25 protein-coding genes are annotated in these 23,835 nt (G+C 43.8%); 9 read left to right on the top strand and 16 right to left on the bottom strand.

What is annotated here, in order from left to right; all coding sequences use genetic code 11:
* Positions 1 to 76 precede the first annotated feature (76 nt).
* Positions 77 to 838: a glycosyltransferase family 2 protein gene (locus QE417_RS16375; RefSeq protein WP_311951543.1), complete on the top strand. Its 762-nt coding sequence runs from the start codon at positions 77 to 79 to the stop codon at positions 836 to 838.
* Here the strand turns inward: QE417_RS16375 and QE417_RS16380 are convergent.
* The 9 genes from QE417_RS16380 to QE417_RS16420 all read right to left on the bottom strand — a co-directional run bounded on the left by QE417_RS16380 (position 810) and on the right by QE417_RS16420 (position 10,674).
* Complete coding sequence (locus QE417_RS16380) at positions 810 to 2,030, bottom strand: glycosyltransferase (protein ID WP_311951544.1); 1,221 nt, start codon at positions 2,028 to 2,030, stop codon at positions 810 to 812. The two genes, QE417_RS16375 and QE417_RS16380, sit on opposite strands and share 29 nt — an antisense overlap.
* 20 nt (positions 2,031 to 2,050) lie before the next feature.
* Positions 2,051 to 3,574, bottom strand: a complete 1,524-nt coding sequence (locus QE417_RS16385) for an O-antigen ligase family protein (RefSeq protein WP_311951545.1) — start codon at positions 3,572 to 3,574, stop codon at positions 2,051 to 2,053.
* Between the two features lie 113 nt (positions 3,575 to 3,687).
* Positions 3,688 to 3,837, bottom strand: coding sequence for a hypothetical protein (locus QE417_RS16390; RefSeq protein WP_311951546.1), 150 nt, complete (start codon positions 3,835 to 3,837; stop codon positions 3,688 to 3,690).
* A gap of 71 nt (positions 3,838 to 3,908) precedes the next feature.
* Positions 3,909 to 5,015 carry a glycosyltransferase gene (locus tag QE417_RS16395; RefSeq protein ID WP_311951547.1) on the bottom strand — a complete coding sequence of 369 codons (1,107 nt, stop codon included), beginning with the start codon at positions 5,013 to 5,015 and terminating at the stop codon, positions 3,909 to 3,911.
* A gap of 11 nt (positions 5,016 to 5,026) precedes the next feature.
* Complete coding sequence (locus QE417_RS16400) at positions 5,027 to 7,195, bottom strand: exopolysaccharide transport family protein (protein WP_311951548.1); 2,169 nt, start codon at positions 7,193 to 7,195, stop codon at positions 5,027 to 5,029.
* Positions 7,195 to 7,926: a TolC family protein gene (locus QE417_RS16405; RefSeq protein ID WP_311951549.1), complete on the bottom strand. Its 732-nt coding sequence runs from the start codon at positions 7,924 to 7,926 to the stop codon at positions 7,195 to 7,197. The genes QE417_RS16400 and QE417_RS16405 overlap by 1 nt, the downstream gene beginning before the upstream one ends.
* A 413-nt stretch (positions 7,927 to 8,339) precedes the next feature.
* Complete coding sequence (locus QE417_RS16410; RefSeq protein ID WP_311951550.1) at positions 8,340 to 9,425, bottom strand: DegT/DnrJ/EryC1/StrS family aminotransferase; 1,086 nt, start codon at positions 9,423 to 9,425, stop codon at positions 8,340 to 8,342.
* On the bottom strand, positions 9,422 to 9,808 hold the full coding sequence (locus QE417_RS16415) for a sugar 3,4-ketoisomerase (RefSeq protein WP_311951551.1): 387 nt from the start codon (positions 9,806 to 9,808) through the stop codon (positions 9,422 to 9,424). Before QE417_RS16415 ends, QE417_RS16410 begins: the two co-directional genes overlap by 4 nt.
* Positions 9,808 to 10,674, bottom strand: a complete 867-nt coding sequence (locus QE417_RS16420; protein WP_311951552.1) for a beta-1,6-N-acetylglucosaminyltransferase — start codon at positions 10,672 to 10,674, stop codon at positions 9,808 to 9,810. The genes QE417_RS16415 and QE417_RS16420 overlap by 1 nt, the downstream gene beginning before the upstream one ends.
* A gap of 213 nt (positions 10,675 to 10,887) precedes the next feature.
* On the opposite strand from QE417_RS16420, the gene QE417_RS16425 reads away from it, so the two are divergent.
* The 5 genes from QE417_RS16425 to QE417_RS16445 all read left to right on the top strand — a co-directional run bounded on the left by QE417_RS16425 (position 10,888) and on the right by QE417_RS16445 (position 16,588).
* Positions 10,888 to 11,592: an NUDIX hydrolase gene (locus tag QE417_RS16425; RefSeq protein ID WP_311951553.1), complete on the top strand. Its 705-nt coding sequence runs from the start codon at positions 10,888 to 10,890 to the stop codon at positions 11,590 to 11,592.
* Between the two features lie 92 nt (positions 11,593 to 11,684).
* Complete coding sequence (locus QE417_RS16430; protein WP_311951554.1) at positions 11,685 to 13,358, top strand: ribulokinase; 1,674 nt, start codon at positions 11,685 to 11,687, stop codon at positions 13,356 to 13,358.
* Positions 13,359 to 13,456: 98 nt separating this feature from the next.
* A complete protein-coding gene (locus QE417_RS16435; RefSeq protein WP_311951555.1) occupies positions 13,457 to 14,161 on the top strand; it encodes an L-ribulose-5-phosphate 4-epimerase in 705 nt (234 codons plus the stop codon).
* A 121-nt stretch (positions 14,162 to 14,282) separates the two neighbouring features.
* On the top strand, positions 14,283 to 15,785 hold the full coding sequence (gene araA, locus QE417_RS16440) for an L-arabinose isomerase (protein ID WP_311951556.1): 1,503 nt from the start codon (positions 14,283 to 14,285) through the stop codon (positions 15,783 to 15,785).
* 122 nt (positions 15,786 to 15,907) lie between these two features.
* Positions 15,908 to 16,588, top strand: coding sequence for a hypothetical protein (locus QE417_RS16445; RefSeq protein ID WP_311951557.1), 681 nt, complete (start codon positions 15,908 to 15,910; stop codon positions 16,586 to 16,588).
* A gap of 53 nt (positions 16,589 to 16,641) precedes the next feature.
* Here QE417_RS16445 and QE417_RS16450 read toward each other — a convergent pair whose 3' ends face one another.
* Positions 16,642 to 17,301 carry a hypothetical protein gene (locus tag QE417_RS16450; RefSeq protein WP_311951558.1) on the bottom strand — a complete coding sequence of 220 codons (660 nt, stop codon included), beginning with the start codon at positions 17,299 to 17,301 and terminating at the stop codon, positions 16,642 to 16,644.
* Positions 17,302 to 17,414: 113 nt separating this feature from the next.
* Here QE417_RS16450 and QE417_RS16455 point away from each other — a divergent pair, with 113 nt between their 5' ends.
* Together QE417_RS16455 and QE417_RS16460 are read left to right on the top strand one after the other, a co-directional pair.
* The gene (locus QE417_RS16455) at positions 17,415 to 18,149 is read left to right on the top strand and encodes a head GIN domain-containing protein (protein WP_311951559.1); all 735 of its coding nucleotides are present in this window, start codon (positions 17,415 to 17,417) and stop codon (positions 18,147 to 18,149) included.
* 134 nt (positions 18,150 to 18,283) lie between these two features.
* Entirely contained in the window at positions 18,284 to 18,916 is a 633-nt protein-coding gene (locus QE417_RS16460) for a DUF47 domain-containing protein (RefSeq protein WP_311951560.1), read from the top strand.
* A 124-nt stretch (positions 18,917 to 19,040) separates the two neighbouring features.
* On the opposite strand, the gene QE417_RS16465 is transcribed toward QE417_RS16460, so the two are convergent.
* Both QE417_RS16465 and QE417_RS16470 read right to left on the bottom strand, forming a co-directional pair.
* The gene (locus QE417_RS16465; RefSeq protein WP_311951561.1) at positions 19,041 to 20,444 is read right to left on the bottom strand and encodes a pectate lyase family protein; all 1,404 of its coding nucleotides are present in this window, start codon (positions 20,442 to 20,444) and stop codon (positions 19,041 to 19,043) included.
* Between the two features lie 157 nt (positions 20,445 to 20,601).
* A complete protein-coding gene (locus QE417_RS16470) occupies positions 20,602 to 21,345 on the bottom strand; it encodes an SDR family oxidoreductase (protein ID WP_311951562.1) in 744 nt (247 codons plus the stop codon).
* A 101-nt stretch (positions 21,346 to 21,446) separates the two neighbouring features.
* Between QE417_RS16470 and QE417_RS16475 the strand changes: the two genes are divergently transcribed.
* Complete coding sequence (locus tag QE417_RS16475) at positions 21,447 to 21,797, top strand: winged helix-turn-helix transcriptional regulator (protein WP_311951563.1); 351 nt, start codon at positions 21,447 to 21,449, stop codon at positions 21,795 to 21,797.
* A gap of 21 nt (positions 21,798 to 21,818) precedes the next feature.
* Here QE417_RS16475 and QE417_RS16480 read toward each other — a convergent pair whose 3' ends face one another.
* The 4 genes from QE417_RS16480 to QE417_RS16495 are packed head-to-tail and all read right to left on the bottom strand — an operon-like array spanning position 21,819 to position 23,721.
* Entirely contained in the window at positions 21,819 to 22,442 is a 624-nt protein-coding gene (locus QE417_RS16480) for a polysaccharide deacetylase family protein (RefSeq protein ID WP_311951564.1), read from the bottom strand.
* A 52-nt stretch (positions 22,443 to 22,494) separates the two neighbouring features.
* On the bottom strand, positions 22,495 to 22,842 hold the full coding sequence (locus tag QE417_RS16485; RefSeq protein ID WP_311951565.1) for a hypothetical protein: 348 nt from the start codon (positions 22,840 to 22,842) through the stop codon (positions 22,495 to 22,497).
* Positions 22,839 to 23,399 carry an RNA polymerase sigma factor gene (locus tag QE417_RS16490; RefSeq protein WP_311951566.1) on the bottom strand — a complete coding sequence of 187 codons (561 nt, stop codon included), beginning with the start codon at positions 23,397 to 23,399 and terminating at the stop codon, positions 22,839 to 22,841. Before QE417_RS16490 ends, QE417_RS16485 begins: the two co-directional genes overlap by 4 nt.
* Complete coding sequence (locus QE417_RS16495) at positions 23,389 to 23,721, bottom strand: DUF6249 domain-containing protein (protein ID WP_311951567.1); 333 nt, start codon at positions 23,719 to 23,721, stop codon at positions 23,389 to 23,391. Before QE417_RS16495 ends, QE417_RS16490 begins: the two co-directional genes overlap by 11 nt.
* Positions 23,722 to 23,835 lie beyond the last annotated feature (114 nt).

Genomic DNA, 23,835 nt, shown 5'->3' on the forward strand with positions numbered 1-23,835 from the left:
CCCCCGCCATTACACATGCCATCACACCCCCTCTCAAGAGGGGAATTAGAACAAAAACAAAGCATAACAATATAAAATGCCAACCCAATACCCAACCGTAACGCTTTTAGTAACGCATTATAACCGTAGCCAGTCGTTAGAGCGGCTGTTGCAGGCTTTTCAAAAACAGGAGATTAAGTTTGGCGATATTGTGGTGAGCGATGATGGCAGCAAGCCCGAGCACCAGGAGAGGTTGAAGGAGATAGCGCCACTATATAATTTCAGGCTTATTACCACGCCTAAAAACGGTGGGTTAGGCAACAATATTAATAAAGGGCAAGATGCGGTTAAAACAGCCTACACCTTATATGTGCAGGAAGATTTCGACCCGTTTCCGGGATATGCCGAACGTTTAACTGATGCGCTTGGTATCATGGATGAACGCGCCGATGTAGATTTGGTGCGCTTTTATGCTTACTTTAAATATCCTTACTTAAAGCCGTTCCGCAAAGGGTTTTCGGAAATGATCTTTAAGATATGGTATCCCGGCTATAAAAAATTTCATGTGTACAGCGATCATCCGCACTTGCGCCGAACCACGTTCTTTGAAAAGTTTGGCCGTTACGCCGAAGGTATAAAAGGCGACCGCACCGAGTTTTTAATGAACTTGTCGTTCATTAAAAAGAAAGGCAAAGCCATGTTTTACGAGGATTTCAAAGGTGTGTTTGACCAGATCAACTCAAGCGACGAGCCCAGCACCATGACCCGTAGCGATATACGCCAAAGCAATAACCCGTTGATGGTGTTTGCCCGGGCCATTTACCGCAACGTTAAGCATACGTGGGAAGTGCTTTTTTAACGGCTTTATAAATTTCGGCTACGTTGTTTTCCCAGGTGTGTGTGCTTGCAAAGGCAACACGCTCCTGTTGTTTGGCGGGGCTGTCTTCGGCCAGGGCCTGGTCTATCAGGCGTACGTAATCTTCTTTGGTATCGCCCAAATATACATGGCTTTCAAAGGCGCTCATGGCTTCGGTACGGGTGGCCACAGTGGGTTTACCCATAGCCAAATACTCATCAATTTTACGCGGATAATTGCCTATGGTAACCTGGTTAACAATTTGCGGATTTAAGCAAACGTCAAACGCATTAATGTACGCCGGCAGCATATCGGGGTTTTTAGCACCGAGGAAATGCACGTTAGGTATTTTATGCAAATCACTTTTCTGAAATTCACCATCTTCGGGACCAACCAACACAATGTTCCATTGCGGGCGTTGGCGGGCAACATAGCGTAAAATTTCCATATCCAGCCTGATGCTTTGCAGCGCGCCTACATAACCAATAACAGGTTTAGGGATGTGTAAAATGTCTTTAGGAACAGGCTTGTTCTGGTCGTACCCGGTAAAGGAATCCAGATCGCAACCCTGACCTACGTAAAACGAGTTTTGATTATATTGTTTGCAGTAATTAGCCAGGTAAGTGGAGTTAGCCACACATAAATCACTTTTAGCAATCAGCTCAGGTTCCATCTTGGTGCCGTGCAGTTTCCAGTAGTCAACGGCCAGCATAAAATCGCGTGAGTAGTAAATGCTTACGGCAGGTTTCAGCAACTCTTTCAGGTAAAAGCTTCTGAACATATCGTTATCATTAAACAAGATGTAATCTTTAAAGCCTAACTGCTTAATGGCCTTTTGTATCGAACCTGCAAAACGCTTGTTGTTAAGCTTATTTAAAAAGGTATAAATGGAATTGTTCTTTATCCAGTTAACCGACTCAATAATGCCATCCGGATAGTAATTCCACAGGTTTTCCTGCAAGCGGATAAGGCCGTTTACCTTGCCTTTTATAATTTCGAGGCGTTTTTTAACGTTAGGATTGTTTTTGTATTTGAGCAGGGTAATACGATCGAGCGGTGAGTTTATATACAGCACCCGGTTGTGTTTGCTAAACTCAAGTGCAATGTTTTTACAGTTACTGCCAATTTCAACATCCCAGGGTTGCTGGCCCACAATAATGATATCTCTGTTTTTAATAATTGCGCCACTGCTCATAGGTAAAGTTTTATACGGAATTATATGTTTGCCGGATTTAATACTTGTAAGGCCTCTGCCTCTTTCTGTTTGGCCTGATCGAGCCTGAAAGTCACTTCAATTAAAGCCACCTCGAGGTAAAAGAATACGTTACTGGGATATTGTACCAGTGCCTCCTGCGGAAAGTTAGCAATATTATAGGCAAATACTACCAACGTCATAGCCAAACAATAGGTTTTAAGCTCAGGATCTTTCATTTGGTAGTAGTTGTTAATGCCTTTTTTCATAATGGTAAACATCATGAGGCAAAACAAACCTAAACCAAGCCAGCCTTCTTCAACAGCCACACGTATATAACCGCTATCGGGCGGAAAACTGGCCAAAAAAGAACCCGGTGCAAATTTTTTGCCCCAATCGCCTGTGGCGCCTAAGCCGCCGCCCATGGGGTGGGTAAGGATGTAGGGTTGAATGCGTTTTTGGTTTTGCTTACGCAGGTTGTACGAGTCGTCGTTATTAGGGCGAAACGCTGTTTGGAAACGCTGAATGTTGGGATTGCCCGTAGGGATATTGATCAATACCAGCAGGAATACCGCTGCCACGCAGGTAAAAATTAACACCTTTTGGCTGTAATTCAGTATAGCAAAAAGCAGCAAAGCGGCAGGCAAAAGTACGTTAGCACCACGTGTACCCGAAAACAACATAGACGACATGTACAGAAAGGCGCAAACCAGTAATACGATTTTTTTCCAGGGTTTAAACTTGCCGGCAATAACGCAAACGCACAAAATGGTGGGCATTACCATATTGTAGGAGAACGAAACCGGGTCGGAAAAAGTGGAGAACTTACGCCAGTGCCCGGCTATGAAAAGCAATGAAGCAATGGCAGGGTCAGAGTGTAAATATGCTTCCTCGGCATCTGAAAAGCCGATGTACTCCTGTTTGTAAGCATATAGGGCAGCAATAAGAGCCATAGCCAGCCACAGCTTAAAAATATAACGTATAAATTGTACCGAACGGATGCTGTACAGGTGTACAAAGTAACCTAAGAGCACAATGGCCACGGTACGTATGGTGTACATCCACGCCATGCGCGATTCGGCAAAGGGGTTGCCAAACTCCAGTATATTATAGCCCAGCCAAATAAGTAGTACAGTGGTAATAGGGCTTTTAAAATAACCCCAGTTATTATCATCGTTTTTTACCCGTACGGCCAGCCCCAGCAATAGCAAAAACTGTATGCCGTCCATTAGCGTACCAATTGGTCCGGGTACGCCTATCCTGCCCAGCATAAACAGGAAGTAGGCCATGATGAGCTGCAGGGTAATACCAAATTTGGGGTAGCTGGTTATAGCATGCAATAACGGCAGTACCCCAATAGCCAGCATCAGCAAAATGCCAAAGGGAAGCCCCATATAAACCGTACCCGCAGCAATTACGCCTCCGGCAGCCAATAGCAATGCCATACCCACCGGCGTTTTTAGCTTCTGGATGAGAAACAGGTTAACCAGCCACTGTTTAATGCTGCCTGTTTTACTGCCTGGTATGGTTGCCTGTAGCTCGGTCATCTATCTCTCTTTTTTCTCACGTCATTGCGAGGTACGAAGCAATCTCTGAACTATGTTTAATAAATTACCATCACCGCAGGGATTGCTTCGTACCTCGCAATGACGTTTTGAGCTTAGAGGAACATTATTTTGATCATCAAAAAAAAAGTACTTACAAATGCTACTACAATGGCTACAATACGGGTTACCTTGTTAATGCGATCCTGCACGGCAGGATCGGGCTGGTTGCCATTTAATGCCCTTGGCGATGGATTAATTTTCATTACCCAAAGGTTTAACTGGTTCAACTGCGGTACCGCGGGTAGCTACCGAATGCTGGTTGGCCTTACGGGCCTTAAGCAACGATAGTATTTGGAAGTATATAAAATTTGGGTATGTTGATGAGCGATTGGTAAATACGGGCATCGGTATGCGATTTGGCCAGTGCTATATAAAAACCCAGCACAAACAGCAAAAATCCCGCCATCCACAAGGCTACTGCCACCCAACTGATAAACACATTGGCCAGCATACAAAATACCGACAGTATTAAAAAAATGAACAGCGGTGGGCGCAGCAATATTAAGCCAAATACAAACTGGTTTAAACTAAAGTTTTTAAGCGAATAGCCCAGCATAGTAAAGCCATACTTAAAATATTTGAACCAGGTATTTATCCAGCGGGCGCGTTGTTTTACCAATTGGTCGGAGTGGGTGGTTTTTTCGTCCCACACAATGGCTTTATCGGTAAATGCTATGCGTTTGTTCTGGCTTAAAATGGCGGCTTGTAATACCTTGTCAAAACCGGCGCCACTTACATCGCGGTTTTCCAGGCAATTACGGTATAATTTGGTGGTAAACGCCATGCCTGATCCGGCCAGCGTGGCCGATGAGCCTACCTGGAACAGGATCTTACCATCATAAAAATGGTAATAAATATCGCGGGCACCGTCTAAACGGGCATAGGTGGTATCCAGGTTTTTGGCTTCGCGGATGCCTTGCACGGCTTCAAAACCCTGGTTAAAGAGTTTATTCAGCTCATTAAGGTACTCGGGTTCAACCAGGTTATCGCTATCAATAATGGTCAGGCGTTCGTGTTCTCTCCTGAAACGATTAATGGCGTAAAAATGCGAACGTACGTTGCCTGCCAGCGTTTCTTCGGGACGAAGAATAATTACACGCGGGTCATCAAAATGCAGGCTGCTAATGTCGCATTTATCAGCTACCACGTAAATAAGGTAGTTATTGTAATTGAGCTGTAGTAACGAATTTACCACCTCCGGGATGGCCGTTACCCACTCGTAGGCGGTAACAATAATGGCATAATCGACTTCGGCAGGGGCGGAGGCGAGTATTTGTGGCTTACTTTTAAGGCTGTAAAAAATATACAACAGTATGGGCAAAACCAGGTTATACCCAATGAGCACCTGAAACACGATCCATATCACATTAACTACTGCCATGTTGTTGAATTTTAGCCCTGCTGGTCGGCAGGCACCTGTCCTTTAGCTACCTCGTTTAACACCCAGCCAATAAACTGGCCGTTTAATCCTTTAAGGTAATTAATATGAAGGTTTTTGTGTTCTTTAAGTGTTTGGCCTGCTTTTAACACAGTTACCACTTTGTCTGACGCCACGATCCACTCTTTGGCCTTATTAAGCGAGTTTAACGCCGGCGACTCGATAATAATAATATCAAACACCGCTTTTAAAGCATTAAGCTTGTTCCTGATGTCGCTCTCCGAGTCAATTTGCAATAAAGATATATCGCCGCCACGGTTACCCATGGTAGTAATTTTACCGTTTGCGTTCAGTTCATAATCGGTTGCATTACGCAACAGGAAATCTTCGAGGTAGTATTGCGGATTAACCGCCTTGGTAACATCGGGGCGGGTAAAATCGCCATCAATTAACAATACCTTTTTATTTACCTGCGAGTAAGCATAGGCCAGGTTCAATGCCAAAAATGTTTTGCCTTCATCTTGTGCTAAACTGTTTACCAGTAATATTTTCGAGCCGTTCATCTCGGTATCTATCTCAAAACGGATAGACTGCATGAGGTTTTTAAACTTGCGATGCTCTTCGGTATTGTCTTTACCGCTCCATATATGCCCCAGATCAAACGATGCCCCGCTGAGTTTAAACAGGAAACCCAGTACCGGTATTTTGGTGGCATTGGCCAGTTCGCGCGGGGTTTTGATGGTATTATCCAAATAGAACAATACAAACAATACCAGCAAGCAAAATATAAAGCTTACCACACCGCTGATAATAACCAGCAGCATTTTTTTAGAGGGTTGGGCAGCACCCGGCATAGCCGATTCTATTTGCCTTAACAGCACCGAAAACGTTGATTCCAGTTGCTTTTGATTGTACTTGTTCAGTATGTCCATGTACTCGTCCTGCGCAATCTGGATGGCGCTTTCGTCGGCCTGTACAACGGCTTCGTGGGGTACCAGCTCGGTAAGTTTAACGTTTAAGCGCGCCAGCTCTCTTTCAATAGAGCGTGAACTGCTTTTAGCCAAATCGTACTGAATTTGCATGGTTAGCTTTTGCTCAATGAGGTTTTGCTTGGCAACCATAGGATTGGTAATGTACTTGTCTGATGCCCGGCCGATCTGGCTGCTCATAACATTGGTAAGCGAATCTACCCGTTGTTTGTACTCGGGCTTAAAGCTGCTTTCTATATAATCATTGTTCGCGCTTTCGAGTTGAGCACGGGTAGCAATAAGCCGCTGATTAAGGCGCACCATAGAACTTTCCACATAACGACGATCAGAAGGGTCGAATTGCTTATCAATATCATCAATAGCCGCTTTATAAGCTATGGCATCTTTTGAGGCCTGTTGCCTGCGGGTTTCAAAGTCAGATAGTTGTGCGTACAGTGATTTGGCCTGTTCGCTCAGGCTTAACACCTTGTTGCGTATTTTATAATCTTTAAGGCGTTCCAAACGTCTGTTCAGTGTGTCTTCTTTAGCCTTTAACAAATCGGCATAAAAATTAACCGCTTTAATTTGGTTTTGCTTAACCAGTAATGAGTAGTAAGCTATAAACTCGCGGCACAAATCATTAACCACTTTGGCCGACAGGTTGGGGTCTTCGGCCTCAAACTGCACAAATATAAAATCGCTGTTACCATCGCGGTAAATGGTCAGTTTTTGTAGTAACGACTGGTCGTCGTACTTCATCGAACCCAATAAGTCGTGCAGACCACGTTGATCGGGGTCAAAAAGCGACAGGGTTTGCCTGTTTTTGTAAAAGGTAGTAAACCGCTCAACCGCGTGCGCACGGGCACTGGCATTCATGCTTTCAAGCGTTTTGCTTGGCTTTCTGAAAGGTTTATTACTCGTAAGGTCATGTATCATGAGTTGATACGAAACCTGGTCAATTACCTTTTTTGACCGCATAATGGCCATCAGGTTACCAAACTCCTGGCTAACTTGTGCATCCTGCAACATGTCTGATGAGGCGCTGAGCGTTTTAAGACTTTGGTCTACTATACCGGTAGCAATTTGCGCGTTAGACAAATAGCTGTCGGGCTGGTTGCGTACTAAAAAAAAGGTAATAATAACCGTGGCCAACGGAATTAAGATCAGCGTGTATTTATGCCGTAATAAAACCTTTACAAAACTGCTTAAATCCATTATCTGATGTTTTCTAATTTTTCGCCCAGTAATTCCTCTAAATCGGCTTTGGCAGTAAATAAATCGGTTTCGGCTGTAATTTTTGCCTGTATTTGCTGGGTATTGCTAATGCGTGCCTGGTTGTAACTTTCAACAGTAACCTCACCTTTTTCAAAGCGGTATTTTACATCCTTCATTACCCCTTCGGCATCAATAGCGGCCTGGGTTTGCAACTTGAGCGAAGCTATGCGTTGTACATAAGTATAGTAACGCTTACGTACTTGGGTAGCTAAAGTAAGCAGGTATTCCTGCACATCGTTATTGGCAATGGTGAGCTCGCGGCGGGCCTGCTTTACCGCAAACGGTTTTTGCAGATACGAGCCCAGGTTAAAAAACAAACCAAATTGCGTTCCTTTAAATATGCTGGTACGGTTATTAACCCCAGTAGCCGAACCATCAACATTGCCCGGTTGCAGTGCGTTAAGGTTAAGCGTGGTGTTGGGCTGGTATACGTACGAAAAGGTTAATGCGTCGAGATATGACAAGCGCTGGCGGCTAACATTGTTTTGAGCGATCGCTACGCGCTCATCCAATGATTTTACACGGGGGTAATTGGCTTTTGCCGTAGCTATAAGCTTTTGAAGATAAGGCTCCGAAATATCGGACACGATTGAGTTTTGTGCCCTGAGACTTTGGGGTGCGGCAAAAGCAGTAAGCAGTAAAACTATAACAACGGTAAATATTCTGTTCATTAATGTGCTGTTTGCTGGTTGAGGCCACAAAACCCAAATAGTGGGAAAAGTACTCAAAATACCTTTATACGTCAAAAATATTAAAGTGGTTTATATTTTGGGTGCATTTAGGTAAAAAACTATAGTTTGATTAAAATTGATTGTATTATTTTTCTACGCCTGTCATTTCGAACGATAGAGAGAAATCTTATACAAGCGATAAGTTTGGCGTATAGAATTCCTCCTTAGATCGAAATAACAAGAGGTTTTTAAAACTACTTAACTTAATTAACCATGCACTAATCAGCAAAAATTTGGGCGTTGCCTCCGGCCCGGGCTATCCACTGCAAGTCCTCGTTTCGCGATGCTACACTGCGGGCTTTCCGCTACTATCCCTAACGCAAACTTAGGCATGGTGAAATTATCGGGCTGCATCAAAACCCATTCATCGCCTCAACAACCTGCTCAATCTGCTCTTCAGTGTGCCAGTAAGAACAGGGTAGGCTCAATGTGGTTTGGTGAATCTCTTTGGCTATTGGGAAATTCTGCCCCTTTAATACCTCCTGCATGGCCTTTTGCTCGTGCGGTGGTACGGGATAATGTATTTCGGTGCCGATGCATTTTTCAAGGAGGTAGGCTTTCAAATCATCGCGGCGCTCGTGGCGTACGTTAAAAATGTGGTAAACATCTTCGTAACCGTCTTCTACAACAGGTAAAATAAAATCTGATTTCAAATGCTGTAAATACAAGTTAGCCAACTTGCGTTTGTGATTGTTTATATCATCAAGAGCTTCCAGCTTTACGCTCAAAAATGCAGCCTGCAGTTCATCCAGCCGTGAGTTGGTGCCTATGCGTTCGTTATAATATTTCTTGTCCGACCCATAGTTACGCAATTGCATGATGATGCCAGCCAAACGTTCATCGTTGGTGTTGACAGCCCCGGCATCGCCCAGTGCCCCTAAGTTTTTGGTTGGGTAAAAGCTGAACGCGCCAAACTCGCCAAAGGTTCCGGTTTTTTGCCCGTTTAAAGTTGCACCGTGTGCCTGGGCGCAGTCTTCAACCAAAACTAAATTGTGCTTGTTTTTAATTGTCAGTATGGCTTCCATAGCACAGCACTTGCCGTACAGGTGTACCGCCATAATGGCGCGGGTACGCGGCGTAATGGCTTGCTCAATTAGTTTAGGGTCGATGTTGTAAGTACGTATGTCAGGCTCAACCAATACCGGTGTTAGGTTGTTGTTGAGGATAGCCAATATAGTAGCGATATAGGTATTGGAAGGTACAATAACCTCGCTTCCGGGTTCAAAGTTATAGGCCTTTAAAGCCAGCGTAAGTGCGTCCAGTCCGTTGGCAACACCAATGCAGTAAGTGGAATTATTCCAGGCAGCATATTCCTGCTCAAATTTTTTAACCGAATTCCCCAATATGTACCAGCCCGATGCCAAGAACTCATCAAACTGTTGTTTAAAACGCGCTGTAAAAGGTTTGTTCAGTTCCAGCAGGTTTTCGTAGGCTATCATGACGGTTGTTGTTGATTGTGATCGTAAGGGGTAAAGATATAATCGGAAGCATCAAATGGCGTGCTGGCCAAAACCAATAAAATGGCATCAGCGCTAAAATTAGTCATCACGTGCCAGTCTTTAGTTTCTAATATCAGGCATTTTCGAGGTGTGTCCAGTTCAATATGCTCAATAGTATCCCCATCATCGTTAATAATGGTGCAGCTGCCCTGAATGCATATAGCCGCCTGCACGGTTTGGTGGTGACGGTGTCCACCACGTGCCGAATTATCTACGCCGTAAATGTAAAACAAGCGTTTAATTTGAAATGGAATGGCTTCATCTAATACCGTTAAATTACCCCGGCTATCGCTAAAGGTGGGAATATCAATTAAGTAAGCCATTATGTTGTTGCGGCCTGTGCCGACTGTGAAATAAAATTATCAAGTTCGTCTAAAAGTTTGCCGCTTTTTTCGGCATTTACCTTGCGGGCAAACAGATCCTCAGTTTTTTTGAGGGCTTCCAGGTCGCTTAAATTAAGCACCTTAGGGTGCGCACCTCCGGCCGACCAGTCAATGTACCGGTAATCGTTGTTTACCAATTCATTTTTATAAGGCGAATTCATTAAAACGGTTTGGAAAACAAATTCGTCGCTTCCCCAGGTTAGTAGAAAAAAACGCTCTAATTGAGGATTGTTTTCTACATAATTAACAACATACATTGCCCGTTCAGGGTTCATCATCCAAAACATAGCCTTGCCGTAGGGTTTTAAATCAAGCGGCAAACTACGTTTGGGTGTGAGTTTATTGATCAGCCATTCCAGGCGGTGACGACCTTTGAACGTAAAATTGGTAAAGTGATACTTGGTAATCCGCGGCTGCGCTTCCACCCAAACGCGCTCAATGCTTTGGTATTCAATAAACTGTTTACCTTTATTATGCTCAAAAAAATTGAGCATATACTCGGCAGATTTTAGCGGATAATCCTGCCCGCTCATGAAGTTAATGTATTCGTACTCAATGCCGGTAGCCACAATTTCTTTAATGCATTTAAAGGTGGCTTTTATGGTATTGTAACCTGCCCAGCGCACATCTTCGCGGTCTTTTATAAAATATACATTAGGGTATTTGCGCAGATATAAATAAGGCTCGATCGAAAACTTTTTATCAACGTGGATATAGAAATCAAATTGCGGATGAGCGATTGCTTTGATCAGCCTCTCGGTTAACTGGGGGTTAGTATAAGTAAGAATTAAATGCGCGATCTTCATAAAAACAGTAACTCTCAATTACTAAGAGTTAACTTTAAGTACAGGTATATACGACAAAACTATGCCAAGTTATTTAACAAATATTAAGGTTTGTTAAAAACAGGATGTGTTTCTTAGAGCAAATGGCTCTAAATAGGTTGTAACACGCATTTGACAAGGCGACTTTTTATTTAATTAACTAAAATGTTACATTAGCCCATTGTATTGTATTAAATGAGGAATAAAAAGGCGCCGCATATTAGTGTGGCTATTGATTGTATTGTTTTTGGGTTTGATGGTTCGGACATGAAACTACTGTTGATACAGCGTGGTTTTGACCCCGAGCGGAACAAATGGAGCCTTATGGGCGGTTATGTTGATGAAGATGAAAGCGTTGATGCAGCATCGGGCCGAATACTTGAAAACCTTACTGGGCTAAGCGGGGTATACCTCGAACAACTGCATACTTTTGGCTCGGTAAAGCGCGATACCAACGAACGCACCATCAGCATCACCTATTTTGCCCTTATTGATATTGCCAAATACAAGCAGCAATTAAGTGCCGATTATCATGCCGAGTGGTTCCCGGTAAATAATATTCCTAAGTTGATTTTCGACCATAATGAGATGGTGGAAATGGCTAAAAAACGCCTGCAATACAAAGCCGCCCTGCACCCCGTGGTGTTTGAACTGCTGCCCGAAAAATTTACCCTGCCGCAAATACAAAGCATGTACGATGCTATTTACGAGGTGAATTTTGATAAGCGTAACTTTAGCCGTAAGCTGCTTTCAACCGGTTTGTTGATTAAACTGAACGAAAAAGACAAGATGGGCTCGAAAAAAGGGGCCTTTTATTACACGCTTGATAAAGACAAGTATGAAGAGAACCTGTTTAAAATTTTCAGCCTTATTATTACCCCTGATCACCTGCAGTTTTAGTAGCAAAAAATTTTTGCAGAGGCACAAGATAACCCCTACATTTACATCCTGAAATATTAAACGTCAAAATAACGTTTAATTGAAAAATAACCATGACTGATAAACCTCAATATGTAATTGGCGTTGATTACGGCTCGGACTCGGTACGCTCTGTAATTGTTAACGCTGCCGACGGTAAAGAACTGGCTACCTCGGTGTTCTATTATCCGCGCTGGCAAAAACAACAGTACTGCGATGCCGCCAACAACCAATTCCGCCAGCATCCTTTAGATTATGTTGAAGGCCTGGAAAGCACTATTAAAGCATGTATTGCCAAAGCCGGAGCCGAAGTGGCCTCACAAATAAAAGCCATTGCGGTTGATACCACAGGTTCTACACCGGTAGCGGTAAACAAAGCCGGTGTGCCATTGGCATTATTACCCGAATTTGAGCACCACCCGGCTGCCATGTTTGTGCTTTGGAAAGACCATACCTCGGTTAAAGAAGCTGCCGAAATAAACGAACACGCCACTAAATTCGATATTAACTACCTGCAATACGTAGGTGGTATTTACTCGTCAGAGTGGTTTTGGGCAAAGTTGCTGCACATCCTTCGTACCGATGAGATAGTGCGCAACAATATATACTCTTGGGTTGAGCATTGCGACTGGATTCCGTTTTTATTAACCGGCGGTACCGATGCCGACCAAATTATGCGTGGCCGTTGTTCATCAGGCCATAAAGGTTTATGGGCTGCCGAGTTTGGTGGTTTACCTCCTGATGAGTTCTTCTCCTCGTTAGACCCGCTTTTAAAAGGATTTACTGAGCGTTTATATAAAGAAACTTATACATCAGATGTTCCTGCCGGAAACTTATCTCCTGAGTGGGCTGAACGTTTAGGCCTATCAACCGATGTATTGGTAGGTGTTGGTGCATTTGATGCCCACATGGGTGCCGTTGGCGGCCAAATTGAGCCTTATCACCTGAGCAAGGTAATGGGAACCTCAACCTGTGATATTTTGGTTGCCCCAAACCGCGATATGGAAGGCAAACTGGTTAAAGGTATTTGCGGACAGGTTGACGGCTCGGTTATTCCAGGCATGGCAGGTTTAGAAGCCGGTCAATCGGCCTTTGGCGATACGTATGCCTGGTTTAAAAACCTGTTGGCCTGGCCTATTCAAAACCTGCTGAATGATTCGGCCGTAGTTGACGTGCAAACCGCCGAAGCTTTAAAAGAAGAAATGATCGGTAAGATCATCCCCGAACTAAGCAAAGCCGCCGCAGCTTTACCGTTAGACGAGAAAGCCGAACTGGCTACCGATTGGTTTAACGGCCGCCGTACGCCCGATGCCAACCAACTGTTAAAAGGTACCATTACCGGTTTAGGTTTAGGCAGCGATGCCCCGCGCGTTTTCCGTGCACTGGCCGAGGCTACCTGCTTTGGTGCACGCAGTATAGTGGAGCGTTTCAGGAGCGAAGGGGTGCCGGTTGAAGGTATTATTGGTATTGGCGGTGTGGCTAAAAAATCACCCTACATTATGCAAATGATGGCTGACGTACTGCAAATGCCAATCCGTATTCACCAGTTTGAGCATACCTGTGCCTTAGGCGCGGCTATGTTTGCTGCCACTGTTGCGGGCATCTACCCTAAAGTAGAAGACGCCATGGAAGCTATGGGTGGTGGCTTTGATGTGGAGTACTTCCCTGAAGCTGCCAATACCGAGTTTTATAACAAGCGCTACGCGCAATATAATACCTTAGGTAAGTTTACCGAAACAACTGTATAACTTCTGAACCGGAATTTTAGGAATTAGTAGAATTTTCAGAATTCTGTTCTTTCTATAAATTCCTAAAATTCCGGTTCAAGACAAATAACATATTCGAAATGAGTAAATACGATCATATAAAACAGGCCGCCTACGCCGCCAATATGGAACTGCCCAAACTTGGTCTGGTTATTTTTACCTTTGGTAACGTGAGCGCCGCCGACCATGATTTAGGCGTGTTTGCCATTAAACCAAGCGGTGTACCTTACGAAGATCTTTCGCCCGAGAAAATGGTGATCGTTGATTTTGACGGCAATACTATTGAAGGTGATTTACGTCCGTCGTCAGACACCAAAACCCACGCCGTTTTATATAAAACCTGGGGACCGGCAATTGGTGGTGTTTGCCATACGCACTCTACCTACGGTACTGCCTGGGCACAATCACAGCGCGATATTCCGATCTTCGGCACCACCCACGCCGATTATAACACGGTAGACATCCCGTGCGCGCCGCCAATGATCGACGAGTACATTGCCGGCGATTACGAGTACAAAACAGGTTTCCAGATCATGGATGTGTTTGAGGAAAAAGGCTTGGATTATAAAGAGGTTGAAATGGTATTGGTGGGCAATCACGCACCGTTTACCTGGGGTAAAACCGCTGCCAAAGCCGTGCATAATAGTGCGGTGTTAGAAGCAATTGCTAAAATGGCCCTGCTAACCGAACAAATTAACCCACAGGCCCCACGCCTAAAAGATGCTTTAATACGTAAGCACTACGAGCGAAAACACGGACCTGATTCATATTATGGACAGAGCTAAGTGAGTGGTTGAATGGTTGATTGGTGAGTAGTTGATACTACCATGGCATATCATCCGTTCTCCTTTAAAAAACTACTTAACTCAATCAACTAATCAACTACTTAACAATTCAACAAAAAGAATGATTAATTTAAAAGAACTTGAAGTTTGGTTTGTAACCGGCAGCCAGGACCTTTACGGCGAGGATACGCTGAAACAGGTTGCCGAGCACTCGCAGGAAATTGCACGTGGTTTAGATGCCAACGCTGCTGTTCCGGTGAAAGTGGTTTTTAAACCAACTGTTAAATCATCTGAAGAGATATACAGCCTCATTCAGGAAGCCAACGTAACGCCTAACTGTATTGGCTTAATTACCTGGATGCACACTTTCTCGCCCGCTAAAATGTGGATTCGCGGATTGAGCATCCTTAAAAAGCCTGTGCTTCACCTGCATACCCAGTTCAATGCCCAAATTCCTTGGAGCAGCATTGACATGGACTTTATGAATCTTAACCAAAGCGCCCACGGCGACCGTGAGTTTGGTTTTATGATGAGCCGTATGCGCTTACGCCGTAAGGTGGTTGTTGGTCACTGGCAAGAGGAAGAAGTAGCCAACCAAATTAGCGTTTGGGCACGTGCTGCTGCCGGTTGGCATGATTGGCAAGGCGCTAAATTTGCCCGCTTTGGCGATAACATGCGCTACGTTGCCGTTACCGATGGTGATAAGGTAGAAGCCGAATTACAATTTGGTTTCTCGGTGAATACTTACGGTATTGGTGATCTGGTAGGCGTTATTAACGCGTTAGATTACTCGTTAATTGACCAGCAAATTGCCGAATACCACGACTTATACGATGTAGCTGCCGAACTGCAAAAAGGCGGCGCTCAGCATCAGTCGTTAATTGAGGCTGCTAAAATTGAGGTAGGTTTACGTACCTTCTTGAAACAAGGCGGCTTTAAAGGTTTCAGCGATACGTTTGAAGACCTGCACGGGATGGTACAATTACCGGGCATTGGCGCACAACGCCTGATGGCCGAAGGTTACGGTTTTGCCGGCGAAGGTGACTGGAAAACCGCTGCCCTGGTACGCGCCATGAAAGTAATGGGCGCCGGCCTGCCGGGTGGTAACGCCTTTATGGAAGATTACACTTACCATTTTGACGGTGCTAACTCTATGGTTTTAGGCTCGCACATGCTGGAGGTTGATCCGGCTATATCAACAGGTAAACCAAAGGTTGAGGTGCATCCCTTAGGTATTGGTGGTAAGGCCGATCCTGTTCGTTTGGTATTTAACGTGGCCGGTGGTGCTGCTTTGAACGCATCTATTGTGGATATGGGTAACCGTTTCCGTATGATCGTGAACGAGGTTGAGGCTGTTGAGCCAACCAACGATTTACCTAAACTGCCGGTAGCCCGTGTGCTTTGGAAACCATACCCGAACATGAAAGACGGATGTGCGGCCTGGATATATGCCGGTGGCGCTCACCATACCTGCTACAGCCAAAACTTAACCGACGAGCATTTACACGCCTTTGCCGAAATGGCGGGCATTGAGTACCTGTTGATAGGTAAAGAAACCAAGTTGCGCGAATTCCAGAAAGAGATTGCCTGGAACGATGCTTACTACAAAATGGGTAAATATTAATTAGCCCAACTTATATAATAAAGCTCCTGTATCGGTCATGATGCAGGGGCTTTTTATTTAGGTACAGCTGTTACAATGCGTTGAAAACCTGCGTATAAGTAATAAAACTATCTAAATCTGTTATGAAGAAGCTTCTACTTGTTTTATTAACCGGCCTGTCTCTTGCCGCTTGTATTAAAGAAAAGGATAATAATGAGATAACCGGCCCCGAACCGATGCCCGAGAAAGTACTGTCGCGCGACACAATAAAAAGCGGCCAGCTATGGGGCTTTGCCATCGGGCAAACCAGTGCCCAGGTTTATGCCAAAGCACAGGAGATAAGTGTTGAACGCAAAATAGCTTACATGAGTGTGGTTGGTAATGTTTTTACCTCACTCGAGCCTCTCGAAAACAAGATACCGCTGTACACCACCATTCTTTTAGACCAAACCATTGGCACCGGTACCGGCATACAAATTTACTTTGCCGACAATAAGGTAAAGAGCATGTGGACAAATGACGGCGTGCAAATGGGAAGATGGCCTGTTGTAACCGGCAGTAATTCATCAATAGCTGTTGAAGACCATATAAATGATGTGTACGCCAAACTGGTGAACATTAAAAAAATTAGCGCATATGCCAATAAATTTGAGCGTATTTCAATGTTCGATAAAGATTTTAGTAAAGCTTACGATCCGCAAATGGCCGCCTCGCGCCTGTGGTATGTAAACGGCAATATAGATGATAAGCAATATTACCGCTTAGAACTTAACTTTGTAGCAGGTAAGCTGGTTTCTATTTATTCTGCGCTGTTAGAAAAGTAGTTAGTTTTCCAAGACTATTAAAAGCCATTGCCTCGTACATAATGCAATGGCTTTTATTTGCCATCCTCTAAAATACTTATATCAAGCTTTCGGGATGATAGCTTGTCCTTATTTACCGTCCACAATTTCCAGTGCTTGTTTGATGGGGTAAAAGGTAATTGAGATTTGATCGCTTTAATGTACTCAATAGCATAAGCGTCCAGTTCTTCAAAAGGGAGAACAAACCAAACCGAAACGCTGTATTTGGAGCCGCACCTGAAACGTATTTGCGAATTGTGCAGCCGAACATCTATTATGGGGATGGTATCCTGCCCGGGCAATACTCTTTTATTCACCGGATTGATAAAATGGAAACGCCATGTTACCGAAAAGGTTATTTTGTTGAACTTTTCGTGAAATGCCAGTGCTTCATCAACTTGCCTTGCAACAATATTCCAGGTCCAAACGGAGGTTCCGGAACCAATATATTGACTTAATGACCACGACGGTAGCCCAAAGCGTTTAATTGTTTCCCACAGCAACTTAAACGAAATTTTTTCTCCCTGGAAAAAGCTATTAAACTCCAACTGAACGCCCAGGGGCTGAGGTGCATTGGTGAAATGATTGGCAAAGTCTATCAATCGCTTGTATAATTCTGAAGCAGCAAATTTATTTATATAATGAGCACCGCCCGATTTTAGTGGCAAGCCATCGTATGTAATGAATTTTTGCATGTTTTGTGGTGGTTGGGTGGTGCTTATAAATATAATACTGATTTTTATTTTTTACTGTAACCATTTGCCCTTTACCTGCATCTTATAAATAAGAACAACAAAACCATAATATCATGAAAACTATAGCCACCATATTATTAGCCACTGCATTGGTTGCAGGAGCAACCCAAACCTTTGCTAAGCCAGCCATTACGGTTAAAGCCTACCATACCGACGAGCAGGACCGCAAACTGTCGGGTTTTTCATCGGTAAGTGTATCGGGTTCATTCGATGTTTATCTTACACAGGGCAGCATCGAATCGGTTAAAGTGGAAGCTGATGCCGATGAGATAGATAAAATTGTGACTGAAGTTGATAACGGGGTTCTGAAAATTTATACCAAACGCACTACCGGCTTAACCTGGAACTGGGGAGGTAACAAAAAACGAATTGTACGTGTTGTGGCTAAAGACCTGCACAAAATTGGTCTGTCGGGTTCAGGAGATGTATTCTTTACCGATGGTTTCCGTACGCAGGATATGGTGGTAAGCTTGAGCGGTTCGGGTGATATTAAAGGTAAACTGGATGTTAAAAAGCTCGACGTATCCATCGTTGGTTCGGGTGATATCAGCCTTAGTGGTAGGGCCGAAACTTCGGCTGTTAAAGTATCAGGCTCGGGCGATTACAAGGGAAGTTCATTAACCACCGTGTCAACCTCAGTGAGAGTGGTAGGCTCGGGCGATGCCTCGGTAAACGTAAGTGGGAAATTGGATGCCTCGGTAGCTGGTTCGGGTGATATCCGCTACACCGGCGGGGTTAAACAAATATCAACCTCTAAAGCAGGTAGCGGCGATATACATAAGTTTTAAGCTTGATAATATAAATACTACAAAAGGCGCTTTATGCGCCTTTTGTAGTTTAAGTACGTAATATAACCATAAAGTTTGCCCAATATGGGCTTAACACTAAGAGCATAGTTTTACAATTAAACCTGTAAGTGGCTATGTTCAAATTTTTTGTACCAAAAAGCAATGTGTTCTTTAACCTGTTCAACCAGTCGGCATCCAATAATGTGCGTATATCCGAGCTGTTGTACAAGGCCGTAAGCAGCGATTCGCCACATGAGGAAAAGATGCATTTTAACCAGATAGCCCGGCTTAAAACCATTGGTAATGATTTAAAGCACCAGGTTTACACCGTGTCGTCGCGCTCGTTAATTTCGCCGTTTGAGCGTAATGATATGTATGCACTGGCATCAGCCATTAACCAGGTTTGCGATACCATGCACGTAGCCGCCCGCCGTTTAAGCCTGTATCAGTTAAGCACGGTAGAACCTGCCATTAAAGAAATTTCGGGCTTAATTATTGAAGCCAGCATGGAGCTCGACAAAAGCGTGAACTACCTGAGCAACCTGAGCCTGGCAGCCGATATAGCCGCCTGCTGCAAAAAAATACGTCAACTGGAAAACTACGCCGATCAGGTGTACGATAAGGCACTCTCATCTTTAGCCCATAACGAAACCAACGGCATCGAACTTATTAAATACACCGAAATACTGGCCGCTTTAGAGCGCGCAACCGACCGTTGCGAGGATGCTACAGATGTGATAGAGAGTATTGTAGTAAAGAATACGTAGAAGTTAAAACTTGCGCTCGTTTATAACGAGTGCTTAACATGGCTTTGCGTTTATAACGCAACTTATTGCATAATCCACAATATAATCATTCATCACAAACAAGCGTAATAGTGCATATAAAGCCTTATTTAATACTATTCAAATAAACCTCCAGCATAGTATAACCACTTTTGTGCAGTTTATTCCGGTCGGCTGCGTTGTTTTTATCTAAGCCGTTGGCTGTTTCCCAGGCATCGGGTATGCCGTCGTGGTCGGTATCGGCAGGAGCTGGTGCCATGTTATAAGCAGGCCAGCCACCTACGGCCAATGCATCATCAATAATGCCTGCTTTATTTAAACTGCCCATGCCTTTGGGGTTATTGTTTTTTACTTCGTTAACAACACGGCTGTCCACCGCGTCGCGTTTGGGGAGCAGTGCCCCGGCTTTTTCCAGTACCGAGGTATAGGCATCAGCAGCTTTTTGGGTGTTGATGTTTTCTGCCTTGAATGCGGTGCTCGTTAGCACGCTGCTGCGTTTATCCTGGGGCAACCGGTTAAGGTCTAAACCTGCATTATTATTGGCGCTTAGTGCGGCATCGCCTTCCATCATGTTGCCGTTTAAGTACCATTGCCCGGTTCCGGCTTCGTGGTAGGCTTCGCAAAACAGCTTTTTAACCCCCTCGGTTGCCGGACCGGGTTTGTAATAGTTGTTCACCATATTAATTTCCGACCGTCCGCCGGGAATTTTAATTTCGCCACCATAGCAGGCGCCGCTGCGCCCCCAGTTATAAATAACATTGTTGCGGTAATCTATCAACGCAATGGTATCATGCGCGCGTGAGCCATTAAAACGTACGGCGCGGCTATATTGATTGGCAATTAAGTTGTGGTGGTAGGTTACATACTGCCCGCCCCAAACGCCGCCGTAACTGCGCACGCCTTTTAAATGCCCTGCGTTATATAAACCCTCGCTTACTATGCACCATTGCACGGTTACGTTTTTAATATCGTACATGGCGGCGCACTCTTCATTTGCCCAGCTAAACGAGCAATGATCGATAATGATGTTTCGCATGTTTTCCATATCGAAACCATAAATGCCTGATGCGGCTTTACCTCCCGGTCTCGACCGCAGATAGCGGATAATAATGTTTCCGTTTTTGCCGCCACCGTTTAGGATGAAAGAATTGCCTTTAAGGCAAATGCCGTCAACGGGCGCGGTTTGACCTGCAATGGTAAGGTTGGAGCGGTTGATTTTTATAGCCGATTGTAACTCAATAATTCCGGCAACTTTAAATATAACAGTAAGCGGTTCAGTAGGGTAAGCCTTTAAAGCCTCCCTAAAGCTACCCGGGCCCGAATCATTTAGGTTGGTAACTTCGGCTACCTGTCCGCCACGGCCGCCCGTTGCATATTTGCCAAAACCTTCGGCTCCGGGGAAAGCCACAAGTTTATCATCCGATGGATTTATTATATAAGTGGGTTGCTTAAAGGAGAATAAATAAAAGGCTCCGCAACATAGTAATGCAGCTATTAATGCTTTTTTCATATAAGTATAATATGGTTTACAAACTTAAATGATTAAAGCAATTAACAGTTTAAAAGCCTTGTATTGGGGTGTAAAAGTTTGGGTACATTCGTTGTCAAAGCATGTACCTGAGCGGCAAACATCGCTCAGGTACAGGTAATATAAGGTTATTTGCTAATTATTTCAATCCGTAATTAAGATAGCCACCATCAGCTACTATTTCTGTTCCGGTAATAAAACTTGCGGCATCTGAAGCCAGGAACAACACCGTTTTTGCAATTTCATCAGCATCGCCTAATCTTTGCAGCGCTGTGGCCGAGGCTAAATATGCTTTTGCTTCGGGAGGTACAGCATATTCTAAACCGGGTGTTTGAACCGGCCCCGGGCTAATAATATTTACGCGGATCTTTCTATCTGCCAACTCGTTTGCAGCAATTTGGGCAATTTTATTTAATGCGCCTTTTGTTGCCGAATATATACTGGTTCCTAAATTGGAGGCCGTAGCCACTGTTGATGAGGTAAATACTACGGCCGCACCGTTTGCCAAATACGGAATAAGCTTTTGCAGGGTAAAGAAATGGCCTTTTACATTGGTGTTAAATTGCGCATCAAACTCAGCCTCTGTTGCTTGTTCAATAGGGGTAAATATGCCTATTCCGGCATTAAGGAATAAAATATCCAATTTTTCGCCGCTATCGGCAATTGCTTTTTCCAGTATCGAAATATCGGCCAGATTAGCTGTATCTGAAACCACGGTTCTCAATTTGGTGCTGTCGATCTCGGCAGCAGCGTTCTGTAAATTTTTGCTGTTTCTGCCGGTAATCCAAACATTAGCACCTGCATTAATAAATGCCTTAGCAGTTGCCAAACCAATTCCTGTGGTTCCGCCTGTTATAACTACGTTTTTATTTGTGAAATTCATTGTTATATTTTTTGTTTACAATGCAAACTTATAACACATAAATTTATTTTGGTAACTTTGTAACCAAAAGTAACAGTAACATTTGGGTAACAAGGTAACTTATGGTTGATAACGCTTGTATTTTAGGGCATAAAAAAGAGGTGATGGCTGTACATGATGCCATGGACGTGCTGAACGGAAAATGGAAGATTTCCATCATCTCGTCTATTTGCTTTTACAATGAAAGGCGATTTTCAGACATTCTAAACGATGTGAATGGAATATCAAATAAAATGCTGAGTAAGGAGCTAAAGGAACTGGAGGCAAATAAACTGATAAAGCGAAGCGTGTTAGATACACAGCCTGTAACGGTAAAGTATAACCTTACAGAATACGGACGTACGTTGCAAACCATTATCAACAATCTTGCCGAGTGGGGTATGGAGCACAGGAGAGTAATTACCGGGAAATAGTATTTGTAATACAACCTCTCTTTACAAAGTTAGGGCACAAAAGGTATACCCTTGTTTACTCCAAGCTTCTAAAGCTCTGGGCAGCGTATACTCCAGCCGGTTAAAGGCTTTTAAGCTATCATGAAACACCACTATCGAGCCGTTTTCGGTATGTTTAAGTACGCCTTTAAGGCAATCTTTGGGTTTAAGCGACATATCGAAATCTCCGCTTAATACATCCCACATTATAATTTTGAGGTGGGGTTTTAAAGTAAACAACCTTTGCGCTTGTGAGCGTTTAACACGGCCATAAGGCGGGCGGAATAATGACGTGCCCAATTGCTCATCGGCCTTTAAATAATTGGCTACGTAGTTATCATCGTCGGTTTTCCAGCCTTTGAGGTGATTATAGGTATGGTTGCCAATAGCATGGCCATCGGCTTTTACCTGTTCAAAAATGTCGGGGTGTTTATGTACGTTATCGCCAATGCAAAAAAAGGTGGCTTTGGCATTATACTGTTTAAGAGTTTTAAGTACAAACGGGGTAACTACCGGTATGGGGCCATCATCAAACGTAAGGTAAATAACCGGCTCGTTGCGCGCTGCGTTCCAGGTGAATTTGGGATAGAGCTTTTTGAGCAGCCAGGGCGATTTTACCAGGTACATACGCAAATAAAAGCATTTTTATTGAGAGACAGCAATCACCAATAAGGTAAGCTTACCGCCCCTGCAAAGGTTTAGCCTTAAAATATTTAATAAAATGATCGGCCCCAATTAGCAGGCAAAATACAAACCCCGCCTCAAAAATCAGCTTCAACACTTTTGCCGGTACGCCCGATAGCATAGCCACATAGCCCGGGAGCAAATAATTACCCGCCAGGCCAACCAAGGTAAACATGGCAAAGCATAGCAGCGAATACCTGATGTATTTGTAGTTGTTTTTGCGCTGTATTTGATGCTGCATACGGGCCATAACCTGTTGCTCAAAGCTGGCATTGGGCATAGTGAGCCTGCTTTTGCTAATGGCTTTTCCTAATTCAAAATCTTTATCTTCAAACTCGTTCATGCCTTTTGCTTTTTTTGTTGCTCAATGATGGACTGCATGCGTTTGCGGCCACGGTGCAATAATACTTTAATATTGGCTTCGGTATAGCCGGTTATAATACAAATATCCTTAATGCTGCTTTCTTCTAAATAAAACAGGCGCAGGGCAATAGCCTCGTTAGGGGGCATCAGTTTAAAAGCAAAGTTTATCATTTCAAATCGTTCACTTTCTTGCAAATTATTTAAACTATCGGTGTCGGCAATATCCATCTCATAGTCTTCACAGTATACCAACTGTTGCTTTTTTTCTTTTTTTAGCCGCATAAAAGCCTCGTTTACTATTATGCGGTAAAACCAGGTTTTAAAAGCCGATTGCTGGCTGAACGATGCAATGCCGTTGAATGCTTTAATAAACGCATCCTGTGCTACCTCCTCGGCCACAAAATCATCTTTTACTATAGATACGGCCAGTGTAAATGCCATGTCTTCGTAAGTTCGGATAAAATAGCGGTAAGCGCTTTCCTCGCCGGCAATAAGCTGTTTAATATAAAAGCTTTCGGTAGATGGGCTATTTGCCATTTACCTTGCCGGCTTTATTAGCTATAATCATTGAAATACCACCCGAAATACCCAAAATAGGTAAACCCAGCTGAGCATGAACGGCTACAAATTTGTCGAGCACGTAAATAAACAATAAGCCGATGCTGAGGCCAATGATGATGATACCTACTTTAAGTAATGAGGCACCGGGCATTTTGTCAACTGTTTCTTTAGGGTCGAGGCCTTTCTCCAGCAAAAACAAACGCTCTTTGGAGTTGGCCCTGTGCCAAAAGTACCAGGTTAAAAATAAACAGGTGGTTATGGTTACGGTGGCAACACTTACTACTAATGCTTTTTCCATGTTGTGTGAAGTTAAATTTACCTGTTTGATTATTAAATTTTTCAAAAGGTTACAACTTGCAATATTTTATAGAAAATACTTGTCGTAGGCATTCACAGAATTTAATATTCCGCT

This window comes from Mucilaginibacter terrae (assembly GCF_031951985.1).
Lineage (GTDB): Bacteria > Bacteroidota > Bacteroidia > Sphingobacteriales > Sphingobacteriaceae > Mucilaginibacter > Mucilaginibacter terrae_A.